We start from the raw sequence: 16,488 nt of genomic DNA on the forward strand, positions 1-16,488 counted from the left end.
CCAGTGTCCCCAAAACAATTGGCGCAGGCGACCAGATCTTATCGAGGATCGCGAACAAACGGGGTGAAATGCAAGGGGATTCCACGAATAATGCGGCTGCAAAGCTCCCTCAATCGAAAGGGAGAGAACCCGCGACGGCGGTCTGGCTCTGAGGATTGCGCGAAAGGACCGAGGTGAGACCGTTGAACGGTGGCCCTTCGGGAACCGATGGCGCCGTCATCAGTTTGTCTTGCGCCCCTAACAGGAGATAGAAGCATGGCCAAAGACGACGATCCATATGCGGGCTCCACCGGCACACCCGACGAACCTCTCGCCGGCGTCCGCAAGGCTGCTCAAACGGCTACTGAAGCGGTGAGGCGAGAGACAAGCGCGGTAGCGACTGCAGCGGCAGAACATCCTCACACCGTAACCACTCTGGGAGTGCTTATTGGTGCCCTGGCCTTCACCATCGGCTACGTTTTGGGGAGGTCATCGGCCGATAGCGTACGGAGCTACTGGCGCTAACGGGGCCGGCGCGCGACTTTTAACGCTCGCGGATGCTGGGCGACCCCGGCTCGTCTGTCGCATCTAGCGAACTGGTCTTCGCGCAAAAGTCTGACATTCATTGCTGCACGGGCGGCAGACTACGGACAAGGCTTTGCTGTCCGTGCGCTCTGTCCGACGCCCCCTGAAGCAACAGCATCAACCACAACCTGTTTCGTCAGTGGCCCCGACTACCCTGCAAGCCGGCCGAAACGGTGCTCAGACGTCCGCCGCGATTAGAGCCTTAATGTGCCGCATGTCGGAGCCGCAGCGTCCGCCGACGACGCGCAGCTTGGGGAGCCGCTTTGCCATGTCGGCGCAAAGCGCGCCGAACTGCTGCGGATCGCCGCCATCGAGCTCGGTGGCTTCGTCCAGTTCGGCATGGCTGCGTCCGCGCATTGCATCCCACGTTGGTTGTCATATCATTCGAGCGTTTCAGCATGCGATCCATGGTGTCTGGATGTCGGCGAGTGGTGGCTACGGAGACGGATTTGGCAAGCGCCTTGGTGCGAAAGTAACTCTTCCTTTGGAACCAAAAGCTCACCGGTCGCTTCTTCTGTGGCAATCATTCACGAAGGAGAGTCAGAATGAACTCGCTTGCCGAACTGTTCGAACATACGCTTCAAGACGTTTATTACGCGGAAAACGCCATAACCAAGGCCCTCCCAAAAGTCGCCAAGGCCGCCAGGAGCTCGGAGCTGAAGAAGGCGGCGGAGGAGCATCTTTCCGAAACCGAGGACCAAATCAAGAAGCTCGATCAGGTGTTCAAGTCCATCGGGACGAAGCCCGCCGGCGAAAAGTGCGACGCTATCGAGGGGTTGCTCAAGGAAGCCGACGGACTGATGTCAGAGGCGAAGGGAACCGCGCGCGACGCAGGTCTGCTGGCCGCCTGCCAGGCCGTGGAACACTATGAAATCGCGCGTTACGGGTCGCTTCGTGAATGGGCGAAAGATCTCGGGCACGATGAGGCGCACACGCTCCTTTCCGAGATCCTTGACCAGGAAAAGGCAACGAACAACAAACTCACCAATCTGGCGGTCACAGCCATCAACAAGGGAACGTCCGCCAGAAAGGCTGCATAGGCCGATCTCCAGCCCCATGGCTGACGGAAGACCCGCCGTACGCTTCAGGCGCCTCGGCGGGTCCCAAAAATTGGAACCAGCCATCACGACGATTGCCCTCATGCATGACACCTGGCTTATCCAATCCGAGAGCGGCGTGGACACGGCCCCTTCGACCAAGTGTGTCCCGTGGAGTGGGTAGGGCTCGCGACCGAGAGAGGAGCGCCGCGGAAACGCTAGACGGAGATGCCAGACCCGGGGGATTTTGAGGCAGCAAGCTTTGCCTCGTCGGCGCGGACACGGTTCGCTCGGTTTTTTAACAATCAGAGAAAGCTTCCGGAACGGGGACCGAACATCCACAGGACGAAACGAAAAACTCTACTCAGTGATTAACACGCTCGGGGGAGGAACGAAATGGTGAATGGAAGCCATACTCACTGGCTCAGGCTCTCCACCAGCTGAGAGGCTCTCGCAGGGGGAGCCGGTCAGCCGGCGATGCGATGCACACGTTCTCTGCGAACTTGACAGACGGGCACGAACGGGCTCTTCGCCAACTGGATCATACTACCGAGCTCGACCAGGAGAAAATTGTAATGCAGATGCGCTGGTGGGCCGACCGAAGAGAAACCCTTGGCCATATTGGCAGCCAAGCTCTCGTAGTGCGTGGAGTTCTGTAACCGTTTCAACACCCTCGGCGACGACCTGCTTTCCCAGTGCATTTGCCATATCAAGGATGGCCTTCACAATAGAATGATCGGCTCTCGAGCCGGTCATCGCACGCACGAAGCACCCGTCGATCTTGATCTGGTCGTACGCAAATTCCTTCAGGTGTACGAGTGATGCAAAGCCAGTACCGAAATCGTCAAAAGCCACGATAAAACCGGCTGCACGCAGCGCCTCAAGCTGCGTGCCGATATAGCCGCCCTGCTCCGAAAGCATGACACCTTCCGTGACCTCGATCTGGATACGGCGAGACGACAGTCCTGCCGACCGCGTCGCGCCCAGGATTTCATCGACAAGGCAGCGGCCACCCGGAAACGCGATGAACTGCGACGATGAGACGTTGATCGCGATGTGCCCGAAATCGACGCCGGCCCTCTCCCACGCCGTGGCTTGTGCAACAGCGCACTGCAGCACAAAACTGCCGATGCGCCTGGAGAGTGCCGGGTCGTCCAGCGCCGGGGAAAAGGCAGCCGGACCGATTACCGATCCATCGGGCTTCTGGAGCCTCAGAAGCGCCTCAAAGCCGACCCGCCTTCCCGTATCGAGCGCAATCTTCGGCTGGTAATGGAGCGTGAAGAGCCCCTCCGCCAGCGCCTCTTCCGCGAGTGCTAGCACCGCCCTATCCCCTTTCACGCGATTGAGCCGTGCAGAGTCGAGCCGGGACAACAGATACCGGTCTTCAGATTGCAGGAGGCGTTCCACGGCGCAACGCGCCAGCCGGGCCAGCAAGCCGCGCACGTCGGTTCCGAGCCGTCGCGGCACCTGATCGAGAACACAGAGCGAGCCGAGCCGAATCCCCGGCTCGATCTCCAACGGCACGCCGGCATAAAAGCGGATCCTGGCACCTCCGGTGACGAAAGGGTTTTTGGCAAAGCGGGCATCGCGAGCGGCATCCGGCACGACGAAGGGCCGCGACGACTGGATTGTGTAGTCGCAGAAGGCATCCGCCCTGCGGGATCCGTCCCCTTCGATGCCTCGCTTCGACTTGAACCATTGGCGTTCACCATCAAGCAAGGTGATGAGGCCGATCGGCGTCTCGGCCGCGAGGCAGGCGGCATCGACCAGTGCATCGAGCACCGGATCAGGGCCGCATGACACAATGGACAACTCCCTCAGGCGTTTGAGGCGGGCCCCTTCTTCCAGTGGATAGGGTTCGGCCGCTTCCGCGGAGATCGCCTGACGAACAACGCACTCAAGCATGTGGCTACTCTCACTGTTGTTAGATTTCGCTCAGGCGATAGCCCACACCGCGGATCGTCTTGATGACCTCGCCGCTCGCGGCATCCAATTCCGCAAGTTTGCCGCGCAGCCGGTTGATATAGACGTCGATCGTCTTGTCGCGGGGGTCGTGTTCACGAAAGAGCGCCTGCCTTGCAATGGACGATTTCGGGCAATCCTCACCGGCCCTGTCGTGAAGGACACGCAGTATCCGTCCTTCGAGTGCGGTCAGCGGCCGACTGGCGCCTTCGAAATCCATCGATAGCCGTCCAATGTCGCAATAGATATTGCCGATCTTGAAAGCAAAGCTCTGCCGCGAAGCGTTGCGGCCCATACGCGCTTCGTGCAGGCGATGGACGCGGGCGCGTAGTTCCTTCACGCTGAACGGCTTCATCACGTAATCGTCGGCACCGACACTGATGGCATCCGCCCGGCTATCGGCGTCTCCAGCGCCCGAGATCATGACGATAGGGACATTGGAGCGTGAGCGCGCCTCGCGAAGCACTTCGAGCCCACTTCCGTCTTTCAAGTTGATGTCGATGAGGATGCAGTCATAGGCAGCGAGCTCGTTTGAATGAATGAAGCGGTTTGCCTGCCTCACGGATGCAAGGCAATCTAGCTGGTCCCGAGAATCCGACCAGTTCAGCCGCAACATATCAACGACGTCTCGCTGATCTTCGATGATCATAATATTCATGGTCTCTTCGAATGTTTGGTGGGGTGGCCCAAGCCTCCTTCCTGTGCGCCAGAGAGCGGGGATGGCATTGGGCGCAGCATTGGCTGCACGTTTCTGCAAACTTATATGGTTTCCGGGTTGAGACTTTCCAAGGTGGAAAACGGGGAGCTCATGCGTGCCAGCCGATTGACGAAGTTCGGCCTCAATTGTTTTACAAAGCAAAGATGTAGGTGCCCCGGATCGCGCTGAACGACGATACTGCCGATCACGACATCAAACCTGCCGAATACAAGGTAAGCGTGATCTGGAATCAGCGACTTTCCTATGCGCACCGTGGCTCCCCCCTCGCTGATCTCCACAATGAGGCAGCGAACGATCTGCGCCTTGCGCATCCATTTTCCGGTAAAGAACAGGTTGCAGAAGAGCGTGACGCTTCGCCGGTACCACTTGCGGCTGAAGTACTCGGATTCGACACGGCTGAGATAGGTCGTTCTCTTTGTCGGCTTCACAGGGCGACCTCGATGCTTGCCGCGATCCCCCTCCTCCGTCGGGATGCAGGAAACGCGGCAGTTGGATGCATCGATTAAAGCGACACACCGTTAAGCGACCGCGGCGCCAAATTTAAATAAGGTAAAAGTTAGCGACCGCTCATGGATTAGTGCAACGCTTGAGACTATCGAGGTTGAAATCAACGGCGGCTGAGGATGATGCAAATCATGCGATGGGAAAATGCAGATGCTGGCAAAGGCTTTCGCATCCTAATGACTGGCCTCAGGCAATGTGCAACGGATCGGTTTTCCGCTGGAGTGCTGGTTGGCGGCATCTCCGCTTTCGTCGTCGCCTGGCTCCCGGCAACGGCATGGCTCTGGGTCGTCGGCGCAACGCTGATCATCGCGTGGCGACTCGGTCAAGATGAGACCCTGCCTCGCGACGCACGCCGACAGTCGCAAGATCTCTATGGGAACCAGGCTCTGCTCGAGATCGCCGGCAAAGCAGCGAAGCTCGGCGGATGGGTTGTGCACCTGCCCGATCGGAGGATTGAATTGTCGGATGAAACCTGGGCGATCCACGACAGACCAAGCGGCAAGACCATCACCTTCGAGGAGGGGGTCGGCTATTTTGCGCCGGAATGGCGAGATGCCATCCTGCGGCACTTCGAAACCTGCGTTGCAACCGGTCTACCCTACGATATCGAGGTGAAGATCATCGATGGCACGGGCCGGCGGAAATGGGTTCGCGCAATCGGCGTGGCGATCCGCGACGGCATGGGCCACATCTCGCAAATACAGGGCGCCCTCCAGGATATCGATGAGCGTAAGCGGCTGGAGAATACCGCCAGGGATCTTGAGCGGCGCCTGGCCGAGTCGATGGAGAACATCAGCGATGCGTTTTTCCAGCTCGATACCGATTGGCGCTTCACCTACCTCAACCATCAGGCCGAACGTCTGCTCGCGCGCCCGCGATCGGCGCTTATGGGCCGCCTGATCTGGCAGGAGTTCCCAGAGGCCTCCTCGGGGATCATCCGGCAGCACTACGAGCGTGCCGTCCGCGAAAGCGAGACAGCCGATTTCGAAGTCCTTTACGAGTCCCTGAATGCCTGGTTCTCGGTCATCGCCTATCCGGGGCCGGGAGGGCTGACCGTCTATTTCCGGGATGTGACCAAGCGGCATGTGGCCGATCAGCACTTGCATCTGCTGGAAATGGCGATCTCGAGAATCGAGGACTTCGTCATGATAACGAAGGCCGCATCTCAGCCCGGGGGTGGGCAAACGATCGTCTACGTCAACGACGCCTTCGTCAGGATCACGGGCTATTCACGCCCTGACGCACTCGGCCGATCTCCCGGCTTTCTTCAGGGCCCCCGGACCGAACGCGCCACCATTGAAGCGATTGATCGCGCGATCACGCGGTCAAGGGCGATCCGCACTGAACTTCTGAACTACGCCAAGGACGGTCGCGAATACTGGGTGGACATGAGCATCGCACCCATTGTCGGTTCCGACGGATGCGCGAGCCATTTCGTCGCAACCGGTCGCGACATCACCGACAAAAAGCGAGCAGCGGAGCGGCTGACAGAAAGCGAGGAACGCTTCGCAATTGTCGCCAGGATGACGACGGACGCGGTCTGGGACTGGGACATTGCCACTGGCCGTGTGCAATGGAACAGCAACATCAAATCCGTCTTCGGGCACGACGACGTGCCGATCGAGGATGGTTTTCGGGAATGGGAATCCAAGATCCACCCGGACGACCGCGCACGTGTCGTGTCCACCGTGCTTGCCGCAATTGAAGATGGGGTCGACAAATGGCTGGAAGAGTACCGCTTCCGTCGCGGAACGGGGACATATGCCGAGGTTCTCGATCAGGGGCACATCATCCGCAATCCCGCAGGCATGGCAACCCGAATGGTCGGTGGTGTCCGCGATGTCACTGAGACACGGCTGAACGAGGCAAAACGGCTGCAGGCACAGCGGCTTGAAGCCATAGGCCAACTGACGGGCGGCGTCGCCCATGATTTCAACAACCTGTTGACAGTCATCATCGGGACAGCGGAGACGTTGGCCGACGAAGTCGCCGATCCGCGACTTTCTGCAATCGCACAGTTGAACCACAAGGCCTCGCGGCAAGGCGCTGCCCTCACACGCCAGCTCCTCAGTTTCGCGGGACGCCAACCACTCGAACCGGCGTCCCTGAACATCAACGGGACCATCCGGGCCATGGAGGGATTGCTGTCGACGGCTCTTGGCGAAACCATCATCCTCCACCTCGCGCTTGATCCGGCGGCAGGTCACGTCAGAGCGGATGCTGCGCAACTAGAAGCGTCCATCGTGAACATCTGCATCAACGCACGCGACGCAATGCCCGATGGCGGCAGGGTGACAATCTCGACGGCTCAAAGCGATGACGACGCGATGATCCGAATCTCCGATAACGGGTTCGGGATGGACGCGGAGACGCGGGCAAAGGCCTTTGAGCCGTTCTTCACAACGAAGCCCTTCGGCAAGGGCAGCGGGTTAGGTCTCAGCATGGTGTATGGCTTCGTGCGGCAATCAGGGGGCCGGATCGAAATTGAATCGGAAGCGGGCATGGGAACAACCATTTTCATGTCCTTTCCTCGACTGGCGTCTACGGAAATACCCGCGGAGCCTGTCTCGAACGGAGTGCTGGAGGGTGGCAGTGAGCGCATTCTCGTCGTGGAGGATGATCCAATGGTCCGTGAATTCGCCGCGGGCACACTCGTTTCGCTCGGTTATTCCGTCACATGCGCGGACGACGCAACGGAAGCATTGCAGCTACTCAAGACAGACGGACCGTTCGATTTGGTTTTCTCCGATGTGGTAATGCCCGGCCCAATTGACGGCGACGCTATGGCGGCCAAGATCATGAGGCTCTATCCGAACGTCCCGGTTGTCCTGGCGACCGGCTACGCGGATGTCGAACGCATCGGCGCCACGTCACGATTAAGGCCGCTTGCAAAACCCTATACGCGACGGCAGCTTGCTGAGACCTTGCGGGAGACGATCGGCGCGTCGCAAGACAATCGATGAGCGCCTGTGTCGCAGATTAGCCGAATGAAGAACGACCAAGGCCGTTTCGCAGGCAGCGCTGATTGCCGACCTCGTCAGGCGCAATCCGATCACCTGTTCCCCGTGGGCTCCGCCGGCAGCAGCCGCCATATGTCGATCGGTTTTGCCAGCAAGCGGTCGATCTGGCTTTTGAGCGGCTTCAAGTGCGGCATTTCCATGTGCGCGTCGAGATCTTCCTGGCTCTTCCAGTTCTCACAGAACGCGAAGACGCAAGGATCGATCGCATCAACATGAAGGTTGTAGTCTATGCAGCCGTGTTCGGCCCGGGTTGGCTCGACCTGATCGACGAGAAGCCGGAACAGTTCTTCTCGCATTTCCGGGCGGCCTGTCAGCGTTGCAATGAGCGAAACGGTCATGGCATCAGTTCCGCTTCTGGCTGAGCGCGACGGCGAGAATGATGATGCCGCCGCGGGCGATCAGTTGCTGGCTGAATTCGAGCCCCATCAGGATGAGACCGTTATTGATGAGACCGATCATCAGGGCGCCTACGATGGTGCCGATCACCGTTCCCTTGCCGCCGAAGAGGCTCGTGCCGCCAAGCACCGCGGCCGCGATAACCGAGAGTTCGTCGCCCTCGCCTAGCTGGAAACGGCCGGATTGCAGACGCCCCGCATAGAGCATGCCGGCGAGCGCTGCCGCGAGCGATGAGATGACCAGCACCTTGAACTTGATCGCCTTCGTGTCGATGCCGGAATAGCGCGCCGCCGTCTCGCCACCACCGGTCGCCAGCACCCGTCGGCCGAACCCCGAGCGCCGCAGCGCCACATGGCCGATGCCGCCGAGCAACGCCATCCAGAAGAGCAGCACTGGCACTGGCCCGAGATTGCCGCCGCCGAAGAGCCAGGAATAGCCGGGCGACAGGATCGGTACCGCCGCCGTCGCGGATATCCACATGGCAACGCCTTTGGCGATACCCATCATGGCAAGCGTGGTGAGGAAAGAGGGAATGCCAATGCGGGTGGTCAGCCATCCGTTGAACATGCCGACCGCAAGACCCGTGGCGATGCCGGCCCCGACGCCGACCACCGGCCCTCCGGCGGCGATCGCCATGGCCACGGTGACGGTCGAAAGGCCCGCGACTGCGCCGACGGAAAGGTCGATCTCACCGGCTGAGAGAACGAAGGTCATGGCGATCGCCATGACTGCGATCATCGCCGTCTGCCGTACGATGTTGAGCAGGTTGTTGGGATTGAGAAACCCCTTGTCGGCCAGCGTCACTGCGAAGACGAGGAAGATGACGACGAAGCCGATATAGATGATATTCTGGCGCCAGTTGGCGAAGAAGGCATTAGCCATTGGATACCTCTTGAACCGCAAGGGCTTTCTGGATTTCGATCTGCAGCCGCTGTTCGGCCGCCTGAAGACGGTGCTCAAGGTCATCAAAGGGTACCGCAGGGTCTTCCAGCGCCTCGCGCGCCAGGTCCTGGCGCACGCGCCCCTCGGACATGACGAGAATGCGATCGCAGGCGGTCAGGAGCTCCGAGAGTTCGGACGAGATCATGATGATGCCCTTGCCGGCGGCGGCAAGTTCGCGAACCAGACGGATGATCTCGGATTTCGAACCGATATCGATGCCTGCCGTCGGCTCGTCGAGGATGAGAATGTCCGGATTGGTCGCGAGCCACTTACCTATGACCACCTTCTGCTGGTTGCCGCCAGAAAGCGTCGAGACGGCGTGGTCGCGGCTCGCGGTTTTCACGCGCAGGCGCTCGATTTGCGCGTCGGTCAGGTCGTTTGCAGCCTTCGTATCAACGAGGCCGCCCGTGGAAAGCCGATCGATGACGGCGAGGATCATGTTGGAGGCAACCGAATGGGCGGGGATGATGCCCTGCGTGGCACGCGCCTCCGGTACCAGCGCGACGCCCGCGGCAATCGCGTCGCCCGGTCTACGGATCGAGACGGCGCGACCCTTGATGTATATCTCGCCATTGACGGCCGGATCGATGCCGGCGATCACCCGCGCAAGCGACGAACGGCCTGAGCCGAGCAGCCCTGCGAGCCCCAGGATTTCGCCGCGATGCAGCGTTAGGGAAATATTCTCCGGCTTTTGAAGGCCGCTGACATTCGCGAGTTCCAGCAGCACTTCGCCTTTGACGGTCTCGCCGCGCTCGACGTCCGACAGGCCTTTCGAGCGCCGGCCGACGATATGCTCGATCATCGTGTCGATCGGCAATTCATCAAGCGGGGCCGTGATGACGTGACGACCGTCGCGCAGGATCGTCGCGCGGTCGGCGATGCGAGCTATCTCGTCCATGCGGTGGCTGACATAGATGATCGCCACCCCCTTCCCCTTCAGTTTGCGCAGGAAACCGAAGAGCCGCTCGACATCGGAAACGGCAAGCGCCGTCGATGGTTCGTCCAAAATCAGCACCTTGGCGTCCTGCGAGATCGCCTTGGCGATCTCCGTCAACTGCTTCTGGCCGGCGCCGAGATCGCCGACCACGGCTTTCGGATCGACGAAGACGTCGAGCAGCGCGAAAATGTCCGCCGCGCGCCGCTCGGCTTCCCGGTCATCGATGAACCCCGTGCCATCACGGCATTCGCGCGTCAGGAAGATGTTCTGGGCGACCGTCAACGTCGGGACCAGGCTCATTTCCTGGTAGTTCATCGCGATGCCGGCAGCCCGCGACGCCTCCGGCGTATGCCTCGTCAGAGGCAGGCCGCCGACCTCGATTGCGCCCTGGTCGGGGCGATGCACGCCGTTCAGCACCTTGAGGATCGTCGACTTGCCGGCGCCATTGCCGCCAAGCAGCGCATGGACCTCGCCGGGCAGGACCTCCAAGGATACGCCGTCCAGCGCGCGTACCCCCCCGAAAGCCTTGGAAATGCCGGTCATGCGGACGGCAGCGACGCTTGCAATCATCCCACCTTCTCCCATTGTCCCGTCTCACCGGAGCGGATAAGGGCGTCAGCGACGAGTTCGGTCAAAAAGCCATCTTCGAAGTTGGGGCTCGGCTGCCGGTTCTTCGCGATAGCCGAGAAGAAATCGTAGCACTCGACGATCTTCGTCTCTGAATAACCGATGCCGAGACCGGGGATCGGCCAGAGGCCATCGCCATAGGGGTGCGCCGGGCCGGTGTAGACGGTGCGGAAGCCACGCGCATCTGCCGGATCGTCGGCAAACATCACCTGTAGCTCGTCGCGGCGCTCGTAGTTGAAGTGGATCGATCCCTTGGTGCCGTGAATTTCCAGGGTGATGAAGTTGTTGCGACCATAGGCGTTGCGGGTTGCTTCAAGGCTTCCGATCGCGCCGCCCTCGAACTTCAGCATCGAGACGACCTCGTCGTCGACATCCACCTCGCCGCGCTCGGCATCCGTGGCTTTTTCCGCCGCGCCAAGTTTGTCGATGCCTCCCTGCTGGAGCGGCCGCGTCTTGTTGTAGGTCGTGGTCAGGGCGTTTACCTCGGCGATCGGGCCGACGAGAAAGTGCGCAAGATCGACCACATGAGTGGCGATGTCGCCGATCGAGCCGGACCCGGCGATCTTCTTCTGGAAGCGCCAGGAGAGCGGTGAATCCGGGTCTGCCGACCAGTCCTGCAGATAGGTGCCGCGGAAATTCAGGATCCGGCCGATGCGCCCCTCTTCGATGTACTTCCTGGCAAGCGCCACCGCCGGCGTGCGGCGATAGTTGAAGGCGACCATGTGGATGACGCCCGCGGCCTTCACCGCATCGAGCATCGCCTTCGCCTCCTCGACGGTGCGGGCAAGCGGTTTCTCGCAGATGATGTGCTTGCCAGCCTTCGCCGCCTCGATGGCAATCTCGGCATGCACATTGTTCGGTGTGCAGATATCGACGACGTCGATGTCCGGCCGATTGACGACGGCCCGCCAGTCCGAGGACGCTTCCTCAAAGCCGTAACGCCGGCGCGCTTCCTCCGCCATGCCGTCTGTCACGTCGACGACGACCTTGCGATAGGGAATGGCCGGTGCGGGCCAGAAGAACATCGGCATGGAGGCATAGGCCATGGCATGCGCCTTGCCCATGAAGCCGCCGCCGATCATGGCGACGTTCATCACTTTGGTCATCAGTTGTCTCCTGAAAGAGGTCGGCTGCAGCGAGCCGCGTTCCATCTGCCGGCAGAAGCCGGATCATGTCGTTCGGCGCGGAGCACGGGGGTCGCGCCCCGCGCCTGTTCGGTCACTGTGCGAGGCTTGACTTGATGTTGTCCGTCGCCTCGGTGGAATAGACCGCCTTCCAGCCGTCGAGCAGCGTCTCCCGCGTCACCGGTAGAGCCGGCAGTGCGACGAAGGCGGGCGCCTGCTTACCAAGCAGCGCATAACCGGCAAGCTTGGCTTCCACCACACCGGCGTCGTAGGGCCGCTGCGCGCCGAGCCCCTTGACGAAACCGCCCTGCGCCATCGAGATCGCCACGTTCTCGCCGAGGTCGATCGTGGTAATGGCAAGATCGTCGCGGCCGGCAACGCGCGCTGCCGAGATCACGCCTTCGGCTGGCACGTCCCAAACCGCCCAGATGCCGTTAATGGCCGGGTTGGAGGTGAGGATGGCGGACGCCGCCTTTTCCGCGTCACCCGAGAAGTCCGGTCCGCCGATACCCTGCTCGGCCACAATCTTGATATTGGGGTAGTCGGACGCGATCGTTGCCTTGAACCCGTCGTAGCGCTGCCTGGTGACGAAGAAGTCGGCAGCATGGAAGACAACTCCGATATCCCCCTTCCCGTTCAGCGCCTTCGCCATGAGATGCGCCGCGGCGACGCCATTGCCGTAGTTGTCCGCCGACACGACTGAAACGTAGTCCTTCCCGGCCACAAAACCGCTCGGAACGTTGTCCATGAAGACGAGCTTGGTGCCAGCCTCTGCCGCTGCCCTATAGGCACCGGCGGTCGCTGTCGGGTCGGTCGGGATCGACACGATTATGCTCGGCTTCTGGGCCATAATGGTCTCGATGTCGGAGACCTGCTTTTCCGGCTTGAAGCCGGCATCGGTCACAGCCAGGACCTTGATGCCCATCGCGGCAAACTGCGTTTGCAGGCCGTTGATCTGAGCGCGCGACCAGTCGTTGCCGCCGTAGTGCATGACGATCGCAGCCGTTGCGTTCATCGCCTTGATCTTCGCCAACTCCTCCTCGGTCAGCGTCACATCGGAGGCGGGCGACGGGTCTTCACCTGAGGGCCCCTTGGACAGAACGGTCTTTTGAAGGTCAGCCAGAGCGGTGTCCGGATCGGCGAGGGCCGATCCGGCATGGGCAAGGGCGAACGCCAGTACGGCGGCCGTGCCCAACAGAATTCGTCTTTTCATCATCACTTTCTCCTCCCGAAAGTGGGGCTCCCGCCCCGGTGCCGGCCGTCAGGCCGATTTAAGATAGGCCATGCTCGCCTTTGCTCCCTCAAGCGGATCAGGCCAGGAATCGAGTTCGGTACAAACCCAGCCGGAAAAGCCGGCCTCCCGAAGGGCCGCGATGATGCCGTCCGTTGGAACGTCGCCACGGTCTATCGGTGTGAAGGCGAAGGGCTCTTTCTGGAACCCCTTCAGATGGACATAGGAGATGCGCGCCGCATGCTCGCGGACAAGCGCCGCCGGATCGCCGCCAGCAGCCGCGAGATGGGCCGTGTCCGGGCAGAAATCGATACCGGTAAGCGCGAAAATCTTGCGCACTTCCGCCGGTCCCTCGACAATCGTCGAAAGATGGGGGTGGTAGTGGGCGGTAAGGCCCCGCGCTTCGGCGATCTCCTTCACCCGGTCGAGCGCTGCCGCCAGCTTGTGATAGTCCGCCTCGCGGATGCCGTCGAAGCGCTTTGCACCCCCGCCGACGACGAGATGCGGCGCGCCCAGTTCGGCGGCGCGATCGGCAGCACGGACGACCCGGGCAAGCTCCTCCGGCAGAATATCGTCGAAGATGAAATTGCCACCGGCATAGGTCGCGACAAGCGCGAGACCGTTGTCGGCAAGCAGGGAACGCAAGTCCTCGATGCTGAAATCGAGAAGGTTGCCGTCGAAAAGCTCGACACCCTCGTAGCCCGCCTCCGCTATGTCGGCAAAGGCGCGGCTCATGTCGCCAAACGTCCGGTAGGCGAGATTGGTGATCGACGTGACGCCGACCGCGTCCCCGCCCAGGCTGCCCCAGCAATTCGCATGATAGGCGAGCTTGAAATCCGACATCGGCGCTTCCTCCCAGTGACCGTCGTTGCAGCTGGTCTTACGCCGAAGAAAATTCGATGTCAAATATTTACAGGCATAACTTGAATATCTTTTGCTGATTTAATGCAAAAGTATGATGTTGCCAGTCGAAAGAAGCCGCTTTATCAAGGGATGGAAGGCAAATTTGCCAGAAAGGAAGAGCCATGCCGACGACGGCGAGCGTGCAAACTGATGGGCATCCGCGCCGCAAAGGGCGACCGCGCGTCTCCGAAACCGCTGCACCCAGCCTTGTCGATATCCTCAACCTCGTCCGCACCGAACAGGCCACCACCCGCCAGGAGATCGAGCGGCGCAGCGAGCTTGGACGCGCCGTCGTCGCTGATCGGCTCGGAACGCTGTTGGAGCTCGGCCTCGTCGATGAAAGCGAGCTCGGTACCGCCACGGGTGGCCGGGCGCCGCGCCTTGTGCGGTTTTCGGCGGACCGCGGACGCATTCTTGTCGCCACGCTCGATCAGACCGCACTTGGCGTGGGCGTTGCCGATCTTGCCGGATCGCTGCTCATGGAACATCACGAAGCGACCGAACTCACCCAGCCGGTCTCAGCCCTTGCCGAACGGTTGGTGACACTCTTCCGCTGGATTCTCGAGCGGCAGTCAAATCCTCAACTTTACGGGATTTCCATTTCCGTCCCCGGCGCCGTGTCCGACGGCGGCGAGACACTCTTCCAGCGCGCCACACCTGGTGTCCTGCCGGGTTGGGAGAGCTTTCCGCTGGTCGAGACACTGGTGGCTGCCTTCAATGCTCCAGTCTGGCTTCGCTCCAGCGTCGAAACGATGACGATGGGCGAACTTCACGCCGGCGCCGGACGCAATCAGCGCACGATGCTGCTGGTGAAGGTCGGCAAACGCATCGGCGCCGGGCTGGCAAGCGACGGGACGCTGTTTCGCGGCGCTCAAGGCACCGTCGGCCTCATCGGCTCCATACCGGTGACGATAGGCGACAGGACCGGCACGCTGGAAGCAATGGCGGGATCGGACCACATCGCCCAGGATGGCAGGCTTGCGGCGGAGAACGGAGCGAGCCCGGTCCTCGCCGAGCTTGCGCGGCGCGGCGGCGACATCACGGCGCTGGAAGTCGCCCAGGCCGCACAGATGGGTGATGCCGCGGCAATCGAGATCCTGTCGCAGAGTGGCCGGCTGATCGGCCAGGTGGTCGCGACGCTCGCCAACATGCTCAATCCGGCGCTGATCGTTCTGTGTGGCTCGATCGCCCAGACCAACGACATTCTTCTCGCCTCGGCGCGCGAGGCAATTTACGGCGCCTGCCATCCGCTCGTCAGCCGCGATCTGCAGATCATCCGCTCCCAGATGGGTAGTTCATCGGGGCTCGTCGGGGCCGCCATCGTCGCGACCGAAGGCCTGTTCGCAGCCCCCATGCTGCGAGACTGGATCATGTCGGGCCATCCCCAGGCGCATCCGCTGTTCCAGCAGATGAAAAACGAAATCGCCCGACGGACGGTCATCAAGGGAGACAGTGTCCGGCCGCCGGACATGTGAGGAGGATGGAATGGCGATTACTGGTCTTGGCCCTCACGGCGAGCGCGCAGCAGCACCCGAACGGGTTCTGCTTCTGCCCGAGGACATGGAGCGGGCGCGCGCCGGCGGCTTCCGCGTCGCGATCGTGCTCCACACGCTTGAGAGCGACTGGGCCAAGCAGCAGCTTTCGGGCATCGTCGGCACGCTCGGCAATTGCGGGATCGCCGTCATCGACGTGGTCGATTGCGCCTTCGACCCGCAGGCGCAGATCGAAGCCCTTGAGCGCCTGATCCTCGAGGCGCCGGATGCAATCATATCGCTGCCCGTCGCCAACTCGAAAGTCGCGGGCTCGCATGCGCGCGTGTCGTCGGCCGGCATCAAGCTCGTCCTGCTCGACAACGTGCCGACCGGCCTGCTTCCGGGCAAGGACTATATCTCGCTGGTCTCGGCGGACAATTTCGGCCTCGGAAAGATCGCGGCCGAAGGATTGTCGCCGCATCTGCGCGAGGGTGCCGAGGTCGGCGTGCTCGGCTATGACGCCGATTTCTTCGCGACCAACGAACGCGAGATCGCTTTCGTGAAATGGATGCAGGTCAATCGCCCAGACGTTTCGCTGCGCGTGCAGCGTTTTCCGGCGCTGTCGGCGGTCACAGCAACCACGCGGACGCTTGCCGAAGCCCATCCGGAACTTGCCGGCCTCTTTGTCGTCTGGGATACGCCGGCAATGACCGCAGCCCGCGTCCTCGAAACAATGGGCCGTAAAATTTCGATGGCGACCGTGGATCTTGGCCAGGAGGCCACAATCGGGCTTGCGGCCAACGAGCCGCTTGTGGCCATTGCCGCCCAGCAGCCGTTCCGCCAGGGCGAAACCGCCGCGTCCATCACCGTCACCGCCCTCCTCGGCCGGCTTGCCCCGGCCTGGGTCGCCCTTCCAGGCCTCGCCGTGACCGCGCGCAATGTCGTGGAGTGCTTTCAGACCGTATGGCGCATGCCTGCGCCGCATGAAGTTCTCCGCACGCTCAGTCTCGTCGGCCGGAAGCGATCGGACCGGCATCGACCTTGAGAGCTT

At 61.5% G+C, this 16,488-nt stretch carries 14 protein-coding genes; 4 read left to right on the top strand and 10 right to left on the bottom strand.

Translation table 11 applies throughout. The features are described from left to right. Nucleotides 1–741: 741 nt before the first annotated feature. A complete protein-coding gene (locus tag AB4Z53_RS26560) occupies nt 742–921 on the bottom strand; it encodes a hypothetical protein (protein WP_441598609.1) in 180 nt (59 codons plus the stop codon). 188 nt (nt 922–1,109) lie between these two features. On the opposite strand from AB4Z53_RS26560, the gene AB4Z53_RS26565 reads away from it, so the two are divergent. Next, a complete protein-coding gene (locus AB4Z53_RS26565; protein ID WP_113541063.1) occupies nt 1,110–1,604 on the top strand; it encodes a ferritin-like domain-containing protein in 495 nt (164 codons plus the stop codon). 543 nt (nt 1,605–2,147) lie between these two features. Here AB4Z53_RS26565 and AB4Z53_RS26570 read toward each other — a convergent pair. From AB4Z53_RS26570 to AB4Z53_RS26580, 3 genes are all read right to left on the bottom strand, one after another. Beyond that, nucleotides 2,148–3,506, bottom strand: coding sequence for a sensor domain-containing phosphodiesterase (locus tag AB4Z53_RS26570; protein ID WP_441598611.1), 1,359 nt, complete (start codon nt 3,504–3,506; stop codon nt 2,148–2,150). 19 nt (nt 3,507–3,525) lie between these two features. Beyond that, the gene (locus AB4Z53_RS26575) at nt 3,526–4,221 is read right to left on the bottom strand and encodes a response regulator transcription factor (protein WP_441598613.1); all 696 of its coding nucleotides are present in this window, start codon (nt 4,219–4,221) and stop codon (nt 3,526–3,528) included. A gap of 101 nt (nt 4,222–4,322) precedes the next feature. Then, a complete protein-coding gene (locus tag AB4Z53_RS26580) occupies nt 4,323–4,709 on the bottom strand; it encodes a hypothetical protein (RefSeq protein ID WP_441598615.1) in 387 nt (128 codons plus the stop codon). A gap of 195 nt (nt 4,710–4,904) precedes the next feature. Between AB4Z53_RS26580 and AB4Z53_RS26585 the strand changes: the two genes are divergently transcribed. Then, nucleotides 4,905–7,748 carry a PAS domain S-box protein gene (locus AB4Z53_RS26585; protein ID WP_441598617.1) on the top strand — a complete coding sequence of 948 codons (2,844 nt, stop codon included), beginning with the start codon at nt 4,905–4,907 and terminating at the stop codon, nt 7,746–7,748. Between the two features lie 89 nt (nt 7,749–7,837). Here the strand turns inward: AB4Z53_RS26585 and AB4Z53_RS26590 are convergent, their stop codons facing one another. The 6 genes from AB4Z53_RS26590 to AB4Z53_RS26615 all read right to left on the bottom strand — a co-directional run bounded on the left by AB4Z53_RS26590 (nt 7,838) and on the right by AB4Z53_RS26615 (nt 13,905). After that, complete coding sequence (locus AB4Z53_RS26590) at nt 7,838–8,143, bottom strand: putative quinol monooxygenase (protein ID WP_441598619.1); 306 nt, start codon at nt 8,141–8,143, stop codon at nt 7,838–7,840. Between the two features lie 4 nt (nt 8,144–8,147). Further along, nucleotides 8,148–9,083: an ABC transporter permease gene (locus AB4Z53_RS26595; RefSeq protein ID WP_441598621.1), complete on the bottom strand. Its 936-nt coding sequence runs from the start codon at nt 9,081–9,083 to the stop codon at nt 8,148–8,150. Beyond that, complete coding sequence (locus AB4Z53_RS26600) at nt 9,076–10,650, bottom strand: sugar ABC transporter ATP-binding protein (protein WP_441598623.1); 1,575 nt, start codon at nt 10,648–10,650, stop codon at nt 9,076–9,078. Before AB4Z53_RS26600 ends, AB4Z53_RS26595 begins: the two co-directional genes overlap by 8 nt. Then, nucleotides 10,647–11,813, bottom strand: a complete 1,167-nt coding sequence (locus tag AB4Z53_RS26605) for a Gfo/Idh/MocA family protein (protein ID WP_441598625.1) — start codon at nt 11,811–11,813, stop codon at nt 10,647–10,649. The genes AB4Z53_RS26600 and AB4Z53_RS26605 overlap by 4 nt, the downstream gene beginning before the upstream one ends. A gap of 112 nt (nt 11,814–11,925) precedes the next feature. Then, nucleotides 11,926–13,047 (bottom strand): substrate-binding domain-containing protein, encoded by a 1,122-nt coding sequence (locus tag AB4Z53_RS26610; protein ID WP_441598627.1) that lies wholly within the window; start codon nt 13,045–13,047, stop codon nt 11,926–11,928. A 45-nt stretch (nt 13,048–13,092) separates the two neighbouring features. Continuing rightward, on the bottom strand, nt 13,093–13,905 hold the full coding sequence (locus AB4Z53_RS26615) for a sugar phosphate isomerase/epimerase family protein (protein ID WP_218685801.1): 813 nt from the start codon (nt 13,903–13,905) through the stop codon (nt 13,093–13,095). 182 nt (nt 13,906–14,087) lie between these two features. Between AB4Z53_RS26615 and AB4Z53_RS26620 the strand changes: the two genes are divergently transcribed. Further along, nucleotides 14,088–15,440, top strand: coding sequence for an ROK family protein (locus AB4Z53_RS26620; protein WP_441598629.1), 1,353 nt, complete (start codon nt 14,088–14,090; stop codon nt 15,438–15,440). 10 nt (nt 15,441–15,450) lie between these two features. Then, entirely contained in the window at nt 15,451–16,482 is a 1,032-nt protein-coding gene (locus tag AB4Z53_RS26625; protein WP_441598631.1) for a substrate-binding domain-containing protein, read from the top strand. Nucleotides 16,483–16,488 lie beyond the last annotated feature (6 nt).

The sequence above is a fragment of the Ensifer sp. 2TAB8 genome, assembly GCF_052115125.1.
GTDB lineage: Bacteria > Pseudomonadota > Alphaproteobacteria > Rhizobiales > Rhizobiaceae > Ensifer.